Source organism: Candidatus Neomarinimicrobiota bacterium, assembly GCA_034716895.1.
GTDB lineage: Bacteria > Fidelibacterota > UBA8477 > UBA8477 > JABMPR01 > JABMPR01.
In genome coordinates, this window is record JAYEKW010000041.1 from 15,027 (window position 1) to 34,663 (window position 19,637).

The window sequence follows — 19,637 nt, forward strand, 5'->3', positions numbered from 1 at the left end:
GAGCAGTCGCTTGTTTTGCGGGCAAAGATAGCTTTTTCAATTACAACTTCAGCCCTAGCTCGTTTTCAAGCCTATTCTGCACTTAACATTCGATCGAAACAATTCATAAACCTCGATACCCTATAGGGAAATTCTGAGGAAAAAAATATTTATGCGAAAGTTACCATGAGAATTTTAAAACTAAGCCTGATAGCATTCCTTATGACCCTCGGATTAACCGGACAAACATTCACCGATTACACATATACACCTACGAATGAACTGTTTTTAAATCCCGAGCGAGGTCTCTCAGCCTACAAGAGTAGCGCCGTATCGGTTACCTATGCAAACATGCTGAGAGCGGGGGGCTTAACCGTCGCTCAACGTATCTACAATGTTGAAGCTTTTCGTTCAGATAGTTTGTCTTCAATATTTTTAAGTAGGGTCCATAATGATCTAACTGCTGCCAGGGAAGGTGGTATTAAGCTGGTCATGCGATACAGTTATACCGATAACCAGAATGGTGAAGATGCCTCCCTAGCCTGGATCCAGACTCATATCGAACAGTTAGGATCTGTTTGGGCAGAAAATGCTGATGCTATTGCCTATATCGAAGCTGGCTTCATTGGTGCCTGGGGCGAATGGTACTATTCGAGTAATGACCTGGCCAATACAAATGACCGTCGAGCGGTCCTGTACAGTGAATTGGCAGCATTACCTGATAATCGAATGGTGGTTGTGCGTACTCCAGGGTACAAGAAGGCTATCTTCGGGACAAACGATCCTTTGTCTCCTGATTCAGCATTTTCAGAATCATATCGAGCTAGAACCGGTGCCCATAATGATTGCTTCCTGGCAAGTTCAACTGATTATGGAACCTATGATGATATCGAAGCTGATAAAACGTATCTTAATCTAGACAATCGTTATGTTCCACAGGGGGGCGAGACCTGTAATCCCAGTGCTTACTCCGGGTGTGAAAACGCCCTTGTGGATTTAGCTCGTATGCGCTGGTCTATTTTAAATCGCGACTATCATCCTGATGTTCTAAATGGTTGGGAGGATAATGGTTGTTGGGATGAGATTCAACGACGTTTGGGTTACCGTTTTCAACTGATTAACTCTCAACTCCAAAATGAAGTCAAACCAGGTGGAATTCTTGAGACTGAATTTACCATTTTTAATGAGGGCTTTGCCAGTCCCTACAATCCCAGAAATTGTGAACTGGTCATTCGCAACCAAACCTCTGGAATAGAATATACACTTTTAAGTGGAGTAGATCCCAGGTGGTGGATGGCTGGTGAAAATGCCACAATAAACATAACAGGTGGTATTCCTGTTGACATCCCTGAAGGAAATTACGACTTATTCCTTCATCTGTCAGATCCAGTGCCCGCCCTTCGCTATCGCCCGGAATTTGCGATTCATCTGGCAAATGAGGGGGTTTGGGAGGACGAAACCGGATATAATGATTTGGGGCATGTACTGGCAATTTCCAGCAGTGCTGCAGGAGAAAGCTATTCCGGTGACCTTTTATTTGGAATTATATCTCCAACTACAGTTATCAAAACACCTGAAATCCTGAAGCCAGGTTCTTTCGAAATACTAAAGGGTTTTCCTAATCCATTCAATGGTAGTTTTACCCTTGAGTTTAAAGTGCTGGAGGAAGTCCCAGTGATATTTGAGGTCTATAATCAACTCGGGCAACAGGTCACAGTGATCTCGAACGAAGAATATTTCCCCGGTCAGTACAGTGTTCAATGGCATCCAGATGAAACAATTCCAAGTGGCCTTTATTATATCCGGGCTGGATCCTATCAAGAATTTACAATTCAAAAAGCGATTTATCTGAAATAGACAAATGAAATCTTTAAAGTATAGAGGCGTAGCTATGCTAAAAACCGGGAGAATACTGGTCATCGGGTTGCTATTTATGTTGGCACTACCTCAGAATGTCTGGGCTGTAAAAAAATTAGCACAAACGGGCTTTAAGTGGCTTTCCATTCCTGTCGGGGCACGTGCCATGGGCATGGGATCAGCCGTGACGACTATGGATGGTGACTTAACTACAGTTTTCTGGAATCCAGCAGGGATGGCCCATATCCCAAATTCCGGGTTTAGTATTTCCAATGTATCCTGGATTGCGGATATCAATCATATAGCCAGCAGTTTAGGGTACAAACTGAATGATCGTCTCGTGTTGTCTGCTCAGATGATTAGCGTCAATTATGGAACCCTCAACGCAACAATTCGAGCCAATAACGACGATGGATATGTGGATATAGGCACGTTTTCACCAACGGGTATTTCTGCGGGAATTGGCTTGGCAGCGGCAATCAGTGATAAATTTTCTGTAGGTAGTGTCATAAAGTACTGCTATGAGAATCTTGGGACAGCATACACCACTGATGATTTCTCTGAAGGTGAAATTGTAGCAATAGATGCAGCACTTGGTGTACCTGCCTTTGATATTGGGACTTTGTTTTATCCTGGGTATGGAGATTTGCGGATTGGAATGACCCTGACTAATTTTTCTCAGGAAGAAGGCTATATCGCTGAATCGTTTCCGTTACCTCTCACTTTCAAGCTTGGCGCAGCCATGGATATATTTACAGCCATGGGTCGGGATAAAAACCAGCAAATGACGGTGTATTTTGACCTTATACATCCCCGAGATTATACAGAGCGAATTCATCTGGGTGCAGAGTATGAGTTAAATCAAATGATCGCGCTTAGGGCTGGTTATAAGCTTAACTATGATGAGGAAAACTTTTCATTAGGTGTTGGTTTTAAACACCATGTGGGCAACCTGGGTTTTCAGTTTGATTATGCCTACAATAATTTTATCACTTTCAATCCAGTCCATGTTTTTACACTTGGTCTGTCAATAAATTAGGCTGGGGGGAAAATGTTTACACACATTCGATATATCACATCTTTGATCATCGTATTTAGCCTGTTAAGCTGTACTGAAGAAAGCTCGATATGGACAGATCCTAATCCCACAGGTGGCCCCGCACCACTTATCTCAAGTATTGTGCCTGATTCAGGATTTGCTGGCAGTGAAGTGATTATCTCTGGAGAGAATTTCTCATCAGATATAGATCACAATATGGTACTTTTCGGATCTGTTGTTGCCGTTGTGAAAGAAGCTTCAGCTACTGAGCTTAGGGTGCAGTTGCCCATGGTAAATGATCAAACGGTAATCCCAAAGCTTGCAGTTATCGGGAGTGAATTCTGGGGTTATTGGGAAGGCGAAACTCAGGATACTTCAGGCAATACCGTTGATGATACTCTGGCCTTTACTTTTTATAAGGCATTGAATGCCCTTACTGATACGCTTTATTGGCCAGCTGGTATTACTACCGGACCTGATTCCACAATTTACTTCATCGTGAATCAGAGCGAAGCTGATTGGAGTCGGGGGATGTACAGTCTTAGTCAGGACGGCAATGTCGCTTTAGTCAGAACCTCCTCAGTTCTCGGGAATTTAATATACGAAACAAATACGGATACTATCTGGGGTTCAAACCTGAGAAGAGGGCGTGAAATGGGGTGGATTTCTGCAATTCCGTTTGATGGTTCTACCAGTTTTAAAAAGAAAATTAAAAATACAGTTGCGCCTTCAGGTATAGACTTTCAACAAACCACTGGAAATATGTTTTATTCAAGTCTGGGTTATTACGAAATGGATATTACACCAGTCGAAGACAGTTTTGATACCACCATAACAGATATCTCAGGTGGGATCTATTGGGAGCCAATCCCAGGTCGAATATTTGTTGGGACTGCCATATCAGATACGACTCTCGGGATCAAAGTGGCAGATTATTCAAGACCAACCAGTTGTAAAATAATGGGTGACTATCTCTATGTGACCCAAGCAGGGCACACAGAAGGTGCTGCTATCAGTCGCAATCAAATCATCGGTGAAACACTGGGTGAGACAGAGGTGGTCCTGGATGAATTTGAAAATGTGTATGCTCTCGAATTTGATATCGATGGTAATTTGTACTTTGTACCAGATGGAAGTAGTACACTCTATCGGTATACCATGGACACCGGTGATCTGGTAGAGTTTTTCCCCAACGATATCGTACCAACAGCCAATTATATGGCCTGGGATGGGATAAATCTCCTCTTGGTGTATTCAAATATCTCGGATGATTTTGAAGTGACTTCTGCTACTGATCCTGGCATGATCCAGCAGGTTTACATTGGTACAACTGGATACAGGCAATAGGTGATTATGATGAAGGTTAATCTACATATGAACTTAAAAAGCTATCTCACTATTATAATCTTATTAATGACTGTAAATCTCAGCTTTGGCGCCAGTAGTGGTAAGGTCGCCGGTAAAGTTATTGATGAAACAACGGGTGAAGGGTTGCCCGGTGCCAATGTTATGGTTTTAGAACGTTGGAATGGCACAAATGTCATTCCCGTGCCAAGAGTGATTGGTGCTGCAACTGATGTAGAGGGTGACTATTATTTGATCAATCTTGCACCCGGTATATATAATATTTCCTGTAATATGATTGGTTATGCGAACAAAAAAAATGAGAAAATCGTCGTCTATTCCAATCGAACAACTTCAGTTGATTTCGGAATGGTTGCCGCAACTCTGGAAGGTGAAGAAATTGTGGTGCTTGCAGATCGTGAAGTGATCAAGCTGGATGTTTCAGCAAGTCAAATACATATCAGAGCTGAAGATATAGCTGCACTACCCCTAGAGGGTATCGATGAAATATTAACCACTCAGTTAGGTGTTTCAGCAGAATCAAATGCATCTGGTTCTGGTTTTAGTATTCGAGGTGGTGGCATTAATGAAACGAATGTCATTGTTGATGGTGTCTCGCTAATGAATGATCGTACTCAGGTTGCTCTGTCCAATATCAGCATGTCTTCCATTGAAGAAATTGAAATATTATCAGGTGGATTTAACGCTGAGTTTGGTTCGGTGCGTTCAGGTATTGTGAACATCATTACCAGGGAGGGGCAGGATCAACTTGAGTTGCATGGGGACGTACGTTTCAGTCCACCTGCCAGAAAACATTTTGGACCAAGTCCTTATGCGCCTGATGGTCCCTTTTGGACTGTCTATGCCGGGGATAAAGCTTTTGAAGGAATCACGAGAGAAGATGTAGAGTCTGGAGACTATCCATTTGAGTTTATTGGGTGGAATCAGGTCGCGCTTAATAACGCTAGAGATAATATTGAATCGAATGACTACACCCCTCAGGAAGCACTGGAAATCTGGAAATGGCGACATCGTGAAATCGAATATGGGAATGAACCTGATGTAGTGGCTGACATTACGCTTACTGGGCCAACACCTATCAAGGGGCTACATTTCATGTATTCACAAAGGCTTGAGAATACGCAGTATTATTTGCCATTCAGCCGTAAAGCCTATTTCAATTCGGTTAGTCAATTAAAATTAAACTATCGTCTGAACAATAAGATCAAACTACAAATCTTAAATCTTTATAGCTACGAAGATGGTGTGGGGGGGGGCAGTGTTTATGGCGCTTCTCCAGCAGTTCTAAATGGAAGTAGCGGATCAGTTTATACCATGTCTTACATGGCAAATTCACCCACAAATATTTGGGCTGAAGGAGCCTATAATCCAATCCAAAACTATACCTACGTCGGTGGATTACAAATGTCCTATATCTTCAATCCGTCAAGTTATATGGATATTGGAATGGAATATACCAAAGATAAGACAGTCCAGGAACCACTGGATGATCGGGATACGACCTTGATCCATTTTATTGCTGGGGTTGGATATGATGAAGGCCCTCGAGGTCACTTGGGTGATGGAGCGGAACAATGGGATCAGCAGAATCAATCCATTTTGGGAGGCTTAGGTCGCGGACAAAATCATTCGACGTATGAGGGGCTTAGACTCCATGCTACTTATGTATCTCAAATCAATAAACAAAATCAAATCAAAGCTGGATTTGACTTAAGCTATACCCAATTTAAAGAACGAGAGTTGCAAAATAGTGGTGGTGGCATTTATTCATACGAAGAAGCTCCTACCCAATGGATCTACTATACTGAAGACCCACTCAAGGGTAGCGCTTTTATCCAGGATCGCCTTGAATATGAGGGGCTCATTGCAAATTTTGGATTGAGAATGGATTACTATGATCCTCGAAATAAACCTTTTAATCTGAATGATCCTTTTAATTCCCCCTATACTTTAGGCTACTTCCTTGGCGATAATACTTTTGATTCTCTCAGAACTGATGAAAAAACAGCTACATTTGTTTTAAGTCCTCGATTGGGTATTTCCCATCCGATTTCTGCTGAGGCTAAAATTTATTTTAACTATGGGCATTTTTATCAAGTGGCACAGCCCAGGTACTATTTTAACGTGAAACCCGGGGGTGTTCAGATTATCCCCAATCTCAGCCTCGATTTTCCGAAAACTATTCAGTATGAGATCGGTTATGAGCACAGTATTGCGAAACAATACCTGGTACATCTGGGTGCGTACTATAAAGATGTTTCGAATGAAGTGGTTGCTTTGGAAATTCGTAATGGACAGTTGGGAGCAGGCGATATTCAGATCGCAACCTGGGCGAACAATCAATATAGGGATATTCGGGCTGTCGAATTCCGAATTGAAAAGAACATGGGTAAGTGGTTTACGTTCTATACCACTTTTGAATACCTGGCCAGTAGTACGGGCAGAACTGGAGAGATTGGAATCTATGAAGACCCCCTTCTCTATTATGAAGCCAGCCTCCTCTATGATCAGATTAGAACAGATCCGATTCCATCAGTATCTGCAAACCTGAATTTTATGACGCCGAGCAAATATGGTCGCAAAATAGCGGGTGTCTATCCACTGGGAGGGTGGCAAGCAAGCATCATCACTTCCTGGTCTGATGGTGGAAAATTTATTTTGGATGAAACAGCAGCATTGTCCACCAGACATTGGCTTGAATCAGTTGACTGGACAAATACAGATCTTTCAATTGAAAAAACAACACTCCTTGGCAATCGTAATTTTGTCATCTACGCCACGATCTCAAATCTGTTTAATGAAAAAAGACTGACCAATGTTGAACGTTACCCAACCTATCTCTCATCTTTAAAACTACCTCATGAAACAGGTGATCAGCACGGTGATGATCAATACGGTATTTATGACCAGGATTATCTGGAGCTGGGGTGGTACACTTGGACCCAGTTCTTGAATCCACGCGACATATTTATTGGTATGCGGTTCTCATTTTAAAGGCTCAGGAAAGCACTATGAAATTTGTAAGATTATTTAAAATACTCAGCGTTTTATTGCTGTTGATCACTACAATTCAATCCCAGACCTATGTGGGGAGCCGATTCCATGATTTAGGGAAATTAAAGCATCGAATCGATACGGGACTATTCCTGGATACTTCTGGTCCTACTAAGCCGGTACTAAGCTGGCCACAAGGGGTTTATGACTCAGAGAACTGTCAATTTTCCATTGTTTCGATCAATGTCGAATCGTACAGATCATACTCTGTTGATTCATCCAGCGTTCCATTTGATACCACTGAAACCCTGAATGAAAAGTATGTTGGTATACCATCACTTGATACTGATCTGGCTGCACAAGGTCCTCCTTGGGGTATATATGAATATCGTCGTTATGCACCACCTCAAATTACGGTTGATGGTATCAATGATAGTTATGACTTCAATGGTGAGCTTGCCGAAGAGATGATGTCCGATGTAGAAATCGATCTTGTGTTGAAATCTACACCCGGATTTTACGTAACAATGAAAACCTACTCATTTGCCAACGAATACCATGATGACTATATCATATATCACCTGAATTTTAAATATACCGGAGATTCTGACTTTCGGGATTCTCTGCCGGATTACCCCTCCCAAGATTTATCAAATGTATATTTTAGAGTAGGCTATAACATGCTTCCCAGTTTTGCTGGAGAGAAGGAGATTTTGGGACACCGCTGGGGCGGAGATGCTTTCGATGACTGGATGGACTGGGAAATGGTTGATCCACTTTATCCCTCAGGAATTGATAATGAACGGGATGATATGCTGTTGGTATATGGCTGGGATGGCGATGATACCGATATTGCATCTCTTGAATCTGGTGGCAAATATTTTAATGATACGGGAGACCCGAGTTTTCTACATGAAGTAAAAGGGCAATTCCTCTCTTATCAGTTCCCGGGATATACACTCATTCACGCCGATAAGACCACTTCTGATCCTTCTGATGACCCCGATATGCCAGGTACCCTGGCCATGTCCACCATCTTTGAAGTGTGGGCGGGAACTTATAGCGGCCAACCTGGCTATGATTATCTATCCTCAGGGGAAAAACAGCATCCACCAGATTGGGAGGATCCAGGGAACAGTCACTGGATGAAAGGTGACCATATGCATATGAGCATGGGTCCCTACGACTTTTCGTTAGGTGAGGATGTAGATATTGTCTACGCCGTTGGTGTTGGTGGTGTGAATTATGATGAGACTGTGACCAAAGGACAGGAATGGTTGAGTTGGTATCGTGATGAAGCAGGTGCCACATTTGACGACGACGCTAAACGTGATTTTATTGGTCAGGGACTGGATTCATTGTACGATTATTTAAGCCGGGCACGCTGGGCCTGGGATCGGATGAACAGTGGACAACCTGTACCGGCTCCACTGCCATCTCCAGCCTTAGAAGTATCTAGTGGTGGTGGGTTCATCAAGCTTGTCTGGGAAGATATGAGCTCTGCACTCGACCCCGTAACCGGTGTGGCCGATTTAGCTGGTTATCGAATTTACCGGAAACTGGGTGCTCAATTGATCAATTTCAAAGAAGATGAATTTGGTAAAGGGATTGTCTATGAGCTGATTGCTGAATTGGGAACAGATGTAACAGAATATCTGGATACAACGACTGTACGGGGCGAGAGTTATCGCTATTACGTAACCACTGTTGACGATGGGACGCAAAATGATGGTCTTTTTCCAGGGAGGGCATTGGAGAGCTCGCACTATCAAAATCGAACGGCTACCGATGCAGTTGCTTTTAAGCCAGCACCCACAAATAACGATAATGTAAGAGTTGTGCCGAATCCATACATCATTTCTGGTAACGAACTCAATTTCACAGGGGAGGGGGACAAGCTACTTTTCGTAAATCTTCCTGCCTTCTGTACCATCAATATTCACAATTCTACTGGCGACTTAATCAAGACCATAGCCCATACAACTGGTAGTAGTGACGAAAGTTGGAATCAGTTGAGTGACTCGAATCAACGAATTGCCAGTGGTGTTTATTTGGCCATGATTTCCGATTGTGAAAATCTTGATGGTAGCACACTACCTGACGTGTATGAAAAATTTGTGGTTATCCGTTAGGGCTATAGGATAGGCTATACCTTATAATTATGCGAATCAGTCTTGCCATATTGTTCATTATCACTTTCGGGTTTGCCCAAGTGACAGGTCCTTTGCCTGACTTCAGTGCAGATATGGATTACTTCTGCTATTATGGCTCCATGGGTGAGGCTGAAGTATATCAGGCACAATATTTTGATCTTATTATTTTATCAGGCTTGCAAGTAGCGGCCGAAGAAGTTCAAGATATACAAAACGGATTAGACAATCTTTCCGGAACAGATGATGATGTACTGGTATTTGCATATCTCAGTATGGGGGAATCTGGATCAAGCAATGTGACCGGAGACGGAAGTGGGCCTGTGTACTATAATGGGGCAGATACCATCTTCCAACATGCTGGCTATGCTTCTTTCTTTCTTGATGATCAGGATCATAACGGTGCCCCTGATATGAATGGGACCTGGAACAGTTATTTTGTAAATGCAGGCGATCCATCCTGGTGGGAGTATAACGCAACCATGGTTGATGCCATTCTCATCGAGAAAGCCTGTGATGGCCTGTTCCTGGATACTATTACAGTGCCGGCACCTGCAAGTTGGGGCGGTGTCTATGGTTGGACGACCCAGGGAATGGCAGAGTATATTGCACATCTTCGCAGTCAATATCCTGACAAATTTCTATTCGCAAACAACCCTTCAATTTATATGCATCCCAGTCTCCCCGGTTTTGCTTATCGCGACCTGATCAGGACTTCTATTAATGCTTATATGTATGAGGGCTATTACCTCACCTGGGATTGGGAGCAGGAAATTGGTTATGTCAGCCCGTGGTTTGAAAACGCTCGAGATACCTGGGCCCCACTGATCAATGCGGAGGCAATTAAACCAGATGGGTTTACACCTGTTGCATTGGATTATGTCACAGTTGAGCAAGCTGATTACGAAACCTTATTGACCCAGCAAATTCAATTCACTGAGGTTGATCAGGCTTGGCTTACAGCCGTGAGTTCGGTCATGCTTAATGAAATTCGCTATGATGCCTATCATAATCATCCCGTTGATAATAATCCTCCAACCTGGACTAATCTGCCAGGAGTTCTGTATTTTGAATATGATGCTGCCGAGGTAACCCTTTACTGGAATGCAGCAATTGATCAAACCTGGCCTATTTCCTATCAGCTCTATTTTGGCGATGCTTTCCCTGATTTTGATGAGGGAAATATCTTTGAAATTATTAGCCCTACGGCTTCGGAAAATTTCGATTGGGAATTCACAGTAAACAATGTTGAGGTCTTTTCTGAATATTTTGTGGCAATGCGAGCCATCGATGGAACTCCTGAAGCACACACTGATATGAATCGTCGGGTTTATCAAATCTCTACTGATCCAAACTCCTTCGGTGATCTGGCAATTGATGGTCAATTCAATGACTGGCTCAATATCGACAATCTTGATGTTCAAGGGGCCTTAATCGAAATGGCAGGGGATACTCCTATTTCGGCCTGCGATATTGTGGATGTGTGGGCAGCTCATGATGAAGACTTCCTCTATTTCTCATGCAGCTTTAGTGAGATTCCTCAAATCAACAGTTATTTCTATCATTTGTTTTTGGATACAGATGAAAATTTTTCTACCGGTTTTCACAGCGGAGGATCAGCCCTGGGAGCCGACTATATGGTCGAGAATAGTTCACTGTGGCACTACACAGGTTCCAATGATTCCTGGAGTTGGGAATGGATCGGGGGAATTGACCTGCACGTGGGCATTACTGGTGAGCCACGGTTTGAAGCTAGCATCCCAATTGAGACACTTAACCTGGCTGGAATTCAATTAAACCTACTCTTTAACGTTAATGATAACTCAGAGGTCGGGGATGATGACTATGCCCCAGATGAGTATACAACCGATAGTTATAGTTACGATATGACACCCCTTGGTGTTCAAAATCTCAGCCTACCTGAGTCTATGATAATATCGACCAGTCCTAATCCTTTTAATACAGCAGTGACCTTTACAATTACAAAACCTGCTGGATATGGTGGAAAGGGGCATATTGATATATATGACCTAAGGGGTAGATTGGTGAATTCAATCAAATTTCAGGTGGGAGTTGATGAACAAATTACCTGGAATGGACGTGATAACCGGAACAGAAATATTGCGTCGGGTCTCTATTTATTCCGGGTTCTAAAAGATAACAATGCAAAAGATCCATTGCTTTCTGTAGGGAAAGTATTGGCTCTAAAATAGATAGAAAACAAACCTAAGGAGGGTTGTAAAATGCGTAAAATGCTACAGAACACGCTGGTTGGACTATCCATTCTGCTATTTGCAGTGTATGGAATGGCTGCAACTATCACAATTGATGGAGACATGTCTGACTGGACAGCAGATATGCAAGTCGATGTGGCGCCAGGAGATGTTGAAGAAACTGGTGATCAGGCAATTGTTGAAATAGATATTAAAGATGTCTATATGACCAATGATGCTGATTTTCTCTATATCCGCGTGGATATTAATGAAGATGGTATGTTTGGTGATCTTGAAAGTGTTAGTGGAAAACCACAGATATTTCTAGATACAGACATGTCCGCTGCAACTGGTCTCACTTGGGACTGGTGGGCAACTGGTGTTGATTATTGGATCGAATGGCCATTAACCAGCCAGGATACTATTGTAAATATACAAGGTTCTGGATCGGTAACAGAATGGGTAAATGTAGAATGTGCCACGGTTTCAGCAATTAATGCTGATGACAATGGGTATGAGATATCTATCAGTCGTACCGACTTGGGACTTCTCGATGCAGCTGGTGTAAGGTTATTAGTCTTAAACGAGGAAACTGCAACCTGGGGCAACGATGCGTTTCCAAATGATATCGGCAGTACTACGATGGATTATTTCTTTAGTTATGATATCACAATTGATGGTGATATGACAGATTGGTTCCCCCACATGCAGATGGATGCCCCACCTCATGGCCTTGAAGAGACAGGTGACATTGATTATCCATCAATGGATATTAAAGATGTCTACATGACCTATAACGATGAATTTGTCTTTATCAGAGTTGATATCAATGAAGATGGAATATTTGGTGATCTTGAAAGTGTTAGTGGCAAACCACAAATCTTTTTAGATACAGATGCCAGTGCGGCAACTGGACTAACTTGGGATTGGTGGGCTACTGGTGTGGATTACTGGATTGAATGGCCACTAACTAGTCAGGATACAATTATTAATATCGTTGGTGCTGGCTCTGTAACAGAATGGGTCGAGATTGAATGTGCTACTGTTTCAGGGATTAATGCTGATGATAATGCTTATGAGCTCTCTATTGAAAGAGACGCTATTGGTGAAATCGGAACGTTCTACGAAAGTCTTCGTTTGCTCGTATTGAATGAAGAAACAGTGAATTGGAGCAATGATGCTTTTCCAAATGACATTGGTGGAGAAACAGCTACCTTTGCTTATGGTTCAGGTGGAACAGCTCGGGTAGAACCAGTAGCTATTGATGAAGAACTTATTTCTATCCCAAGTGAATTTGCCATCGTTGGTAACTATCCCAACCCTTTTAACCCAAGTACTACAATCAGATTCACCCTTGGTGATGCTTCTGCAGTTAGTTTGGATGTTTATAACATGCTTGGCCAAAAAGTGGCCTCCGTTTATAGTGGCATGGGTCATTCTGGTGCGAATGAGATAACCTGGAATGGTATGAATGATTTTAATCAATCAGTAGATTCTGGTGTATATCTTTATCGTATTTCAACTCCTGCCGGTGTAGTTTCCGGTAAGATGATTATGCTCAAATAAGTTAGAGAGTTGTGTTTTTCCGGGGAGCCCTCTGAGGGCTCCCCAACTTCTATCCTGGGTTTCACCGAAGAGTGATTCTTTCTAATAGGAATTCTATGACCACTTCACCCATTGTTCGAGTAAAATCACCTGGACGGATATGTCTTTTTGGGGAACACCAGGACTATCTTGGATTGCCTGTTATTGCCACGGCAATAAACCGTTATATAAAAATTCAGGGTCAGCTAAATACCGATCCATTCATGACTATCAATACGCCTGACATTAATACAGTGCGTAAAATTAACCTGGAAGAACAATTTAAGGTCTTAGAATCCCGGGATTACATCGCTTCCACAATCCGGGTACTGCGCCGTGAAGGCATAAAATTTCACACTGGCTGTCAGCTCACCTATTCAGGAAATATTCCCTACAAGGCAGGTGCTTCAAGCTCTAGTGCAATTATAGTGGGTTTGCTAAAAACTTTGCTAAAATTATACAGCCCAAATGATCATTATGATTCTCATGCAATAGCTCATTTGGCATATCAGGCTGAAGTACTGGAACATGGGGAACCTGGTGGTATGATGGATCACTATTCTATTTCTCTGGGCAATGTTATCCATATCGATACAGCTACTTATGAGGTTCAACAGTTGGGGGATTCTCTTGAAGGATTAATCATCAGTAACTCATTAATCCCGAAAGAAATTCTGGAAGTTCATGGGCGGATTCGACCATCGATTGAACGGGCAATATCAATTCTCAGGCAGAATGATCCCGAATTCAAGCTCGCTCAAGTACAAGTTGAAGAAATTGATGAGTATTGTGAATATTTACCAGAATCGCTAATCCCAATATTTTATGCAACAATAACCAATCATGAATTTACACGCCAAGCGCTTAAACATTTTAAACAGGAATCTGTTGACCTCAAGCAAATCGGAATTTTGATGAATCTGCACCATAAACATCTGCGCGACTATTTACAGATCACTGTTCCAAAGATCAATCTCATGATTAACCGGGCGATGGACATGGGAGCACTGGGAGCTAAAATTAATGGCTCAGGTGGGGGGGGGACAATTGCAATTTTGGCACCAGGCCGTGTAAAGGAAGTCTGTGCAGCCCTGGAAAAGGTCGGTGCAATGAGTTATCCTGTAAAAGTTGACAAAGGGGCACGATATGAGTAACCAGGGTCTGAATCGGGATAGTTCTAAAAGAAACGATGAAAAATTAAGTCGTCGGGACTTCCTGCGTATAGGCGGTGCTGTAGGTGTTGGTACAGTGCTGGCAGGTGTAGCCCTGAATAGTTGCGCAAAAGAGATTGTTACTAGCCCAGGTGCTGCAAAAGTAGACCCGATTGAAACGGTTCGCTTAGGAATTGTTGGTGTCGGTAATCAAGGGTCAGGTCACTTTAAATATTTCTTACGGATTCCAGGTGTTGAGATTGTCGCTGTGTGTGATATTATTGAAGATAAAGTGAAGCGCATGCAGGATTGGGCAATTGAAGCCGGTAAGCCGAAACCAACAGGCTACTTTAATGGTGAGAATGATTTCAAACGTATGTGTGCCGAAGAAGAACTCGATCTGGTCTTTACAGCTACCCCCTGGAAATGGCATACTCCCATCCTTCTCGAAGCTATGCGGAACGGTAGCCATGCCGCTTCGGAAGTACCGGTAGCTGTCACTATTGATGAATGTTGGGCCTTGGTGGAAGCATCAGAGAAGTATAACAAACACTGCGTTATGATGGAAAATGTCTGTTATATGGAACCTGAGATGATGATATATAATATGGTAAAGCAGGGGGTCTTTGGTGAAGTGCTGCATGGTGAGGGTGCCTATAATCATGACCTGAGAAATTATCTCATCGGAACAGAATATGAAGGGGATTGGCGGATAAAGCATTCCATTAATCGTGATGGAAATCTCTATCCAACGCATGGCTTAGGTCCTATTGCACAGTGTATGGACATTAGTCGTGGTGATCGTTTTGATTATCTGGTTTCCATGAGTACAACAGCTCATGGACTGCAGGAATACGCTACGAAGCACCTAGGCACGGATCACAAATATGCAAAAGCAGATTACAAATGTGGTGATGTGAATACCACCATGATCAAGACGATAAAGGGGAAGACTATCTATCTGGTACATGATACACATCTACCACGACCCTATAGTCGTATAAATATGATTCAAGGAACAAAGGGTATCACCCAGGGCTTTGGTGATCTTACACATGCCAACCTGATCCACATTGAGGGCATGACTGCTTCTCACAGCTGGGAACCACTGATGACTCATGTAGAGAAATATAAACATCCACTGATTACTCAGATGGAGGAAATGGCTGATGGTGCAACCCATGGTGGCGCAGATTTCATTGAGGACTACCGTCTGATCCATTGCTTGCGAAATGGACTTCCTACCGATATGGATGTCTATGAGGCTGTTGATTGGACTGTTGTATCTGGGTTGACGGAACTCTCTGTTGCCAATGGGTCAAAACCTGTCAAATTTCCTGATTTCACCAGAGGTAAGTGGAAAACCAGAGCACCACTTGGGATTATTAAGAACTAAATTTATTTTATTGCCGAATTTATTTATTCTGGCAGTACTCATATTTATTAGATGCAGTAGTGATCCTGAAGCAGCCCTGAGTTGGCAGGATTCAACTGTGGCAAATCTCCGCTTTGATATTCAGCTCTCTCCAGATATTTACCGATTGAGTAATTTTGGTGAACCACCCCAAATGGCCCTTTGGCTGGAAAATGAGAATGCCAGTGAGATTCGGACCCTTTGGGTTTCAAATCGCCTTGCCAGGGGAATCTGGGTGGGCAAGGTGGTTTGCCCCACGGCTCTGCCTTATTGGATATCGCGCCGGGAGTTGGAAACGGGTGGGGAAATCCCTTCCTTTTTAAAACCGCTGCCAGATGGGATTACCGGGGCAACCCCCAAAGACAAACTTTCAATTTATACTCAAGTACCCCCAGGCTCAAACTGGCGCTATTTTCTCGAACTCAATGTATCCGGAGACTATAATGAAAGCTTCACAGCCAGCCAGCCTAATGGAGAGCCTGATCCAGATGGGAATGGTCAACCCTCACTGGTATACTCTGGTAGATTAAAAGCTGAAACTGGATGGGTTGACTCTACAGTTTTGATTGGACGGACTGAACAAGCTGTAGTTCCATCCATGCTCAACCATGACTTAGTTTCAATTACCAGTGCAAGCCAGGTCTTACGCAAACTAGAAGTGACATATTTATCTACGGATGTTCCTTCTCTGTCGCCAGACAGATAATTCCTCTGAGGAGTAGTTTATAGTGTTCTCCAAATCATATTCATTAAGTAAAGTCACCCGGAAACCAGAATTTCAAGGGTTCTGGGAAGGTGCAGTATGGGGTCAAGTGACTCCTCTAGATATCGCGTCATTCAGGCCTGAAAGTGGTTCTCACCGACCGAGGACCCAGTGTAAATTGATACACAGTCACGAAGGGCTCTATGGGATATTTAAGGTTGAAGATCGATACATTCGCTGTATACACACAACCTTTCAATCCGATGTACATGAGGATAGCAGTGTTGAAATATTTTTACAGCCCCCAAAAAAACAGGGATATTTTAATTTTGAGTTTAATTGCGGAGGAACCCTCTTCGCCAGCTATGTTACAAATTCTACTCGAGTGAATAAAAACATCAAGGAATTTCAATTATTCTCCCAGGCTGAGAACCTACAGATCAAACGCTTTCACTCACTACCTTCCAGGGTCGATCCCGAACAAAAAGCTCCAGCTACATGGCTTTTGGAGTTTTTTATCCCCTTTGCGATTCTAGAGAACTATGTTGGAAACTTGGGCGATGATGAGAAGCAATTATGGAAGGGAAACGCTTTTAAATGTGGAGAGAAAACATCCCATCCCCACTGGGGGTCGTGGGTAGCATTGGATGAGCTGGAATTCCATGCTCCTGCAAATTTTGGCGAACTTCGTTTTAGATAAAAATGATTTAGTACATAATTGCTGATATATAAATTGCGTATACTGATTATAAACAAGCTATCGATGCCGGGGTTATGTCCAACGTATGGGATCCACTGCTCTCCTCGTTATCCCGAGCGGCCTGTGAGGGTAAAAAAAACGCCGGTACTCCTGAAGAGCCCGGCGTTTTAAATTCTTTAGAAAAAGAATTTATACAGCAGTAACGTTCTCTGCCTGTGGACCTTTTTCGCCCTGTGTGACATTCAAAGTAACGTTTTGTCCTTCTTTTAAGGACGCGTGTCCATCACTGTTGATCGCACGATAATGCACAAATACGTCTGGACCGTCTTCTTGCTGAATAAATCCGTAACCTTTTGCATCGTTAAACCATTTGACCACACCGTTGACTAATTGATCAGCCATTCTTGAACCTCTTTCTTTATCTTAACCACTAAAGGTGGCTTTCTTCCAGTCAGTTTTTTCTACATACATCTGCAGAAAACATTACCATCCAATTGGACTTTCCTGACTATGGCTTGAATATGGGCTTTAAAAACATAAAACAAACAACCATTTACATTTGATTTATACCAATTATACTTCAGAATGCGCGTGTAGATTCAAAATATCACCAAGCAACTCTGAAGACCATGCTCAAGTAACCCCCTGAATATGGGTTGAGCCCTTTTTTATCTGATTATTTCAGGACATGGGAGTAAAGTTTCTGGGTTTTTTTTCACAAATCCAACCACAAAATCCCGATAAAGCCAGCCCAGTTCATTACTATCCGGACTTTGAATAAAAAACCAGGAACCCTGTTGTTCAACGATGTAACAATGGCTGCCTGGTTGGGCCTGGCCGATAACTCGTTCAGCATTTTGTAGGGTATCAGCATAAAGGGGGATTTGGTAGTGAGTGATGACCCAATCTTTAGGTCTCTTGAGTTTTTTAGCCAATTTGCTGGCGGAGATGAGTACTGCAAAATCTTCACAATTTTTCATGCTGACATTTCCAAAGGTATGAGGATTTGAAATGTTTCTGTCCCTGGTGAGGATTTTGCTGTATTTATCATTATCAGGTTTCGATTCCATGTCGCAATTGAGTAGCCCGCAGGTTAAAAGGATAATTATTAAGAATCGGTAATTCATCCATAATATTATCGTAGCCAAAACGAAAATATTGAGTTGTTGTGACGACTTATCTGCCTGTATTTCCGTTAAAATTATTGGGATTCCATCGCCCTGGTGGTCACGACGATAGGTGTAGATTTATCCAGATTCCGGAGGACGGTGGAATAGGAATTCGAAATATTTTAAATCACGGCGAGTCTGTTTTGTACGATCTCGGCCCAAAATATTATACAGAATTGTCCAGAATGCAGGGCTGTGATCTTTCCGGATCGTGTGGGCGAGTTCATGGAGGAGGACATAGTCCAGCAATTCAGGTGGGAGATAATAAAGATTTTGATTAAGGCTGATGTTATTGTGTGTTGAGCATGACCCCCAGCGACTCTTTTGGTTCCTGATGCTGACTTTCGCATAAACAAAATCATGTTGATGTGCCAGGCTGTCCAGGCGTTGGATCAAAAAGCGTCTAATCTTTGGTTTGGGTACCTCTGCATGTGTGTGGAAAAAATCTCGTGACAATTTCTCAATTTCATGCGCTCTACCCCGAGCCTGTTGGATCCAATTCTGGTTACGTTTTGCAAATATCAGCGCTTTTTTGGTGGAACAGCCGGGGGGTAGTTTGACCAGCAGACCATGGAAAGGTTTAACGAAGAGTTTCAGGGTTTTGGATCTCTTGCTCCGTGCAAATGTGATCTTGCCAATCTCTGGATGTTCCTCTATCCAGGATTTTGATCCAGAGGGTTTAGTTAGGAAGAAAATGCCCATCTATCCGGGTTAATTCACGGGTTTTGCTGATGATGGAAGGGTAGCTGAGATCCAGGATGTTAGCCATTCTGTTCTTATTGTAACCATATTTTTCATAAAGGTAGTGGATCATCTCCCGTTCAAATAGTTCATTGATCTCATCCCAGTTCAGTTCTCCATGTTGATGAATAAAGCCCTGGAGATCATGGGTCTCTGAAGGAGGGCTTTGATCCTTACCGGGTAACAGATAACCGCGCACTTTAAGCCGTTCCCGAATGGAATACAGGGTGGATGCCGGTAGAGCAAGTTTTTTTGCCAGCTGTCTACTGTTCAATTCATTTGCAGCGTGATAGAGTATGAGTTGATGTTGAAAAGTATCCTTGATTTCCTTCCAGGGTTTGCCACCGGCAAAGGCAAAAACATCAATATTCTTACTGCTCTTGGCTGTTACTGGCGCTGGTTTTGAATCATGGAGCAATTTATGATAGGCATCAACTACCTTTCTACGATCACCGATCAGGCAAATTCCCTGTTCTGCATATCGCATTGAATGATCATGTCCCAATTTGTAGTAGTATTCGGCTTGACCCAGGTCCTGATAGTGTGTTCTATGGATATCCCCCAGGTAAAGGCATTGT

At 42.7% G+C, this 19,637-nt stretch carries 15 protein-coding genes; 11 read left to right on the forward strand and 4 right to left on the reverse strand.

Annotated features, from left to right (window positions below; genetic code table 11):
- Positions 1-201: 201 nt before the first annotated feature.
- From U9Q77_03000 to U9Q77_03050, 11 genes are all read left to right on the forward strand, one after another.
- Positions 202-1,836 carry a DUF4832 domain-containing protein gene (locus U9Q77_03000; GenBank protein MEA3286331.1) on the forward strand — a complete coding sequence of 545 codons (1,635 nt, stop codon included), beginning with the start codon at positions 202-204 and terminating at the stop codon, positions 1,834-1,836.
- 34 nt (positions 1,837-1,870) lie between these two features.
- Positions 1,871-2,875, forward strand: coding sequence for a PorV/PorQ family protein (locus U9Q77_03005; protein ID MEA3286332.1), 1,005 nt, complete (start codon positions 1,871-1,873; stop codon positions 2,873-2,875).
- A 12-nt stretch (positions 2,876-2,887) separates the two neighbouring features.
- The gene (locus U9Q77_03010) at positions 2,888-4,222 is read left to right on the forward strand and encodes an IPT/TIG domain-containing protein (GenBank protein MEA3286333.1); all 1,335 of its coding nucleotides are present in this window, start codon (positions 2,888-2,890) and stop codon (positions 4,220-4,222) included.
- Positions 4,223-4,288: 66 nt separating this feature from the next.
- Complete coding sequence (locus U9Q77_03015) at positions 4,289-7,234, forward strand: TonB-dependent receptor (GenBank protein ID MEA3286334.1); 2,946 nt, start codon at positions 4,289-4,291, stop codon at positions 7,232-7,234.
- A gap of 17 nt (positions 7,235-7,251) precedes the next feature.
- Positions 7,252-9,366, forward strand: a complete 2,115-nt coding sequence (locus U9Q77_03020; protein MEA3286335.1) for a hypothetical protein — start codon at positions 7,252-7,254, stop codon at positions 9,364-9,366.
- Between the two features lie 29 nt (positions 9,367-9,395).
- The gene (locus U9Q77_03025; GenBank protein MEA3286336.1) at positions 9,396-11,597 is read left to right on the forward strand and encodes a hypothetical protein; all 2,202 of its coding nucleotides are present in this window, start codon (positions 9,396-9,398) and stop codon (positions 11,595-11,597) included.
- A gap of 30 nt (positions 11,598-11,627) precedes the next feature.
- Positions 11,628-13,163 (forward strand): T9SS type A sorting domain-containing protein, encoded by a 1,536-nt coding sequence (locus U9Q77_03030; GenBank protein ID MEA3286337.1) that lies wholly within the window; start codon positions 11,628-11,630, stop codon positions 13,161-13,163.
- A gap of 95 nt (positions 13,164-13,258) precedes the next feature.
- Positions 13,259-14,335 (forward strand): galactokinase family protein, encoded by a 1,077-nt coding sequence (locus tag U9Q77_03035; GenBank protein ID MEA3286338.1) that lies wholly within the window; start codon positions 13,259-13,261, stop codon positions 14,333-14,335.
- A complete protein-coding gene (locus U9Q77_03040; protein MEA3286339.1) occupies positions 14,328-15,728 on the forward strand; it encodes a Gfo/Idh/MocA family oxidoreductase in 1,401 nt (466 codons plus the stop codon). Before U9Q77_03035 ends, U9Q77_03040 begins: the two co-directional genes overlap by 8 nt.
- 10 nt (positions 15,729-15,738) lie before the next feature.
- Positions 15,739-16,452, forward strand: coding sequence for a hypothetical protein (locus U9Q77_03045; protein MEA3286340.1), 714 nt, complete (start codon positions 15,739-15,741; stop codon positions 16,450-16,452).
- 106 nt (positions 16,453-16,558) lie between these two features.
- On the forward strand, positions 16,559-17,149 hold the full coding sequence (locus U9Q77_03050) for a carbohydrate-binding family 9-like protein (GenBank protein MEA3286341.1): 591 nt from the start codon (positions 16,559-16,561) through the stop codon (positions 17,147-17,149).
- Positions 17,150-17,338: 189 nt separating this feature from the next.
- Here U9Q77_03050 and U9Q77_03055 read toward each other — a convergent pair whose 3' ends face one another.
- The 4 genes from U9Q77_03055 to U9Q77_03070 form a co-directional block, all read right to left on the reverse strand.
- A complete protein-coding gene (locus tag U9Q77_03055) occupies positions 17,339-17,551 on the reverse strand; it encodes a cold shock domain-containing protein (GenBank protein ID MEA3286342.1) in 213 nt (70 codons plus the stop codon).
- A 266-nt stretch (positions 17,552-17,817) separates the two neighbouring features.
- The gene (locus U9Q77_03060; GenBank protein ID MEA3286343.1) at positions 17,818-18,129 is read right to left on the reverse strand and encodes a hypothetical protein; all 312 of its coding nucleotides are present in this window, start codon (positions 18,127-18,129) and stop codon (positions 17,818-17,820) included.
- A 267-nt stretch (positions 18,130-18,396) separates the two neighbouring features.
- On the reverse strand, positions 18,397-19,020 hold the full coding sequence (locus tag U9Q77_03065) for a M48 family metallopeptidase (GenBank protein ID MEA3286344.1): 624 nt from the start codon (positions 19,018-19,020) through the stop codon (positions 18,397-18,399).
- Positions 18,998-19,637, reverse strand: a 640-nt coding sequence (locus U9Q77_03070; GenBank protein ID MEA3286345.1) for a hypothetical protein, incomplete at its 5' end; no start/stop codon positions are given. The genes U9Q77_03070 and U9Q77_03065, both read right to left, overlap by 23 nt.

What these genes read in the sequence shown, in the direction of transcription:
- U9Q77_03040 (MEA3286339.1), top strand. Translation starts at nt 14,328, where the DNA reads ATGAGTAACCAGGGTCTGAATCGGGATAGTTCTAAAAGAAACGATGAA.
- U9Q77_03035 (MEA3286338.1), top strand. Translation starts at nt 13,259, where the DNA reads ATGACCACTTCACCCATTGTTCGAGTAAAATCACCTGGACGGATATGT.
- U9Q77_03015 (MEA3286334.1), top strand. Translation starts at nt 4,289, where the DNA reads ATGACTGTAAATCTCAGCTTTGGCGCCAGTAGTGGTAAGGTCGCCGGT.
- U9Q77_03020 (MEA3286335.1), top strand. Translation starts at nt 7,252, where the DNA reads ATGAAATTTGTAAGATTATTTAAAATACTCAGCGTTTTATTGCTGTTG.
- U9Q77_03065 (MEA3286344.1), bottom strand. Translation starts at nt 19,020, where the DNA reads ATGGGCATTTTCTTCCTAACTAAACCCTCTGGATCAAAATCCTGGATA.
- U9Q77_03010 (MEA3286333.1), top strand. Translation starts at nt 2,888, where the DNA reads ATGTTTACACACATTCGATATATCACATCTTTGATCATCGTATTTAGC.
- U9Q77_03025 (MEA3286336.1), top strand. Translation starts at nt 9,396, where the DNA reads ATGCGAATCAGTCTTGCCATATTGTTCATTATCACTTTCGGGTTTGCC.
- U9Q77_03030 (MEA3286337.1), top strand. Translation starts at nt 11,628, where the DNA reads ATGCGTAAAATGCTACAGAACACGCTGGTTGGACTATCCATTCTGCTA.
- U9Q77_03055 (MEA3286342.1), bottom strand. Translation starts at nt 17,551, where the DNA reads ATGGCTGATCAATTAGTCAACGGTGTGGTCAAATGGTTTAACGATGCA.
- U9Q77_03005 (MEA3286332.1), top strand. Translation starts at nt 1,871, where the DNA reads ATGCTAAAAACCGGGAGAATACTGGTCATCGGGTTGCTATTTATGTTG.
- U9Q77_03000 (MEA3286331.1), top strand. Translation starts at nt 202, where the DNA reads ATGACCCTCGGATTAACCGGACAAACATTCACCGATTACACATATACA.
- U9Q77_03060 (MEA3286343.1), bottom strand. Translation starts at nt 18,129, where the DNA reads ATGAAAAATTGTGAAGATTTTGCAGTACTCATCTCCGCCAGCAAATTG.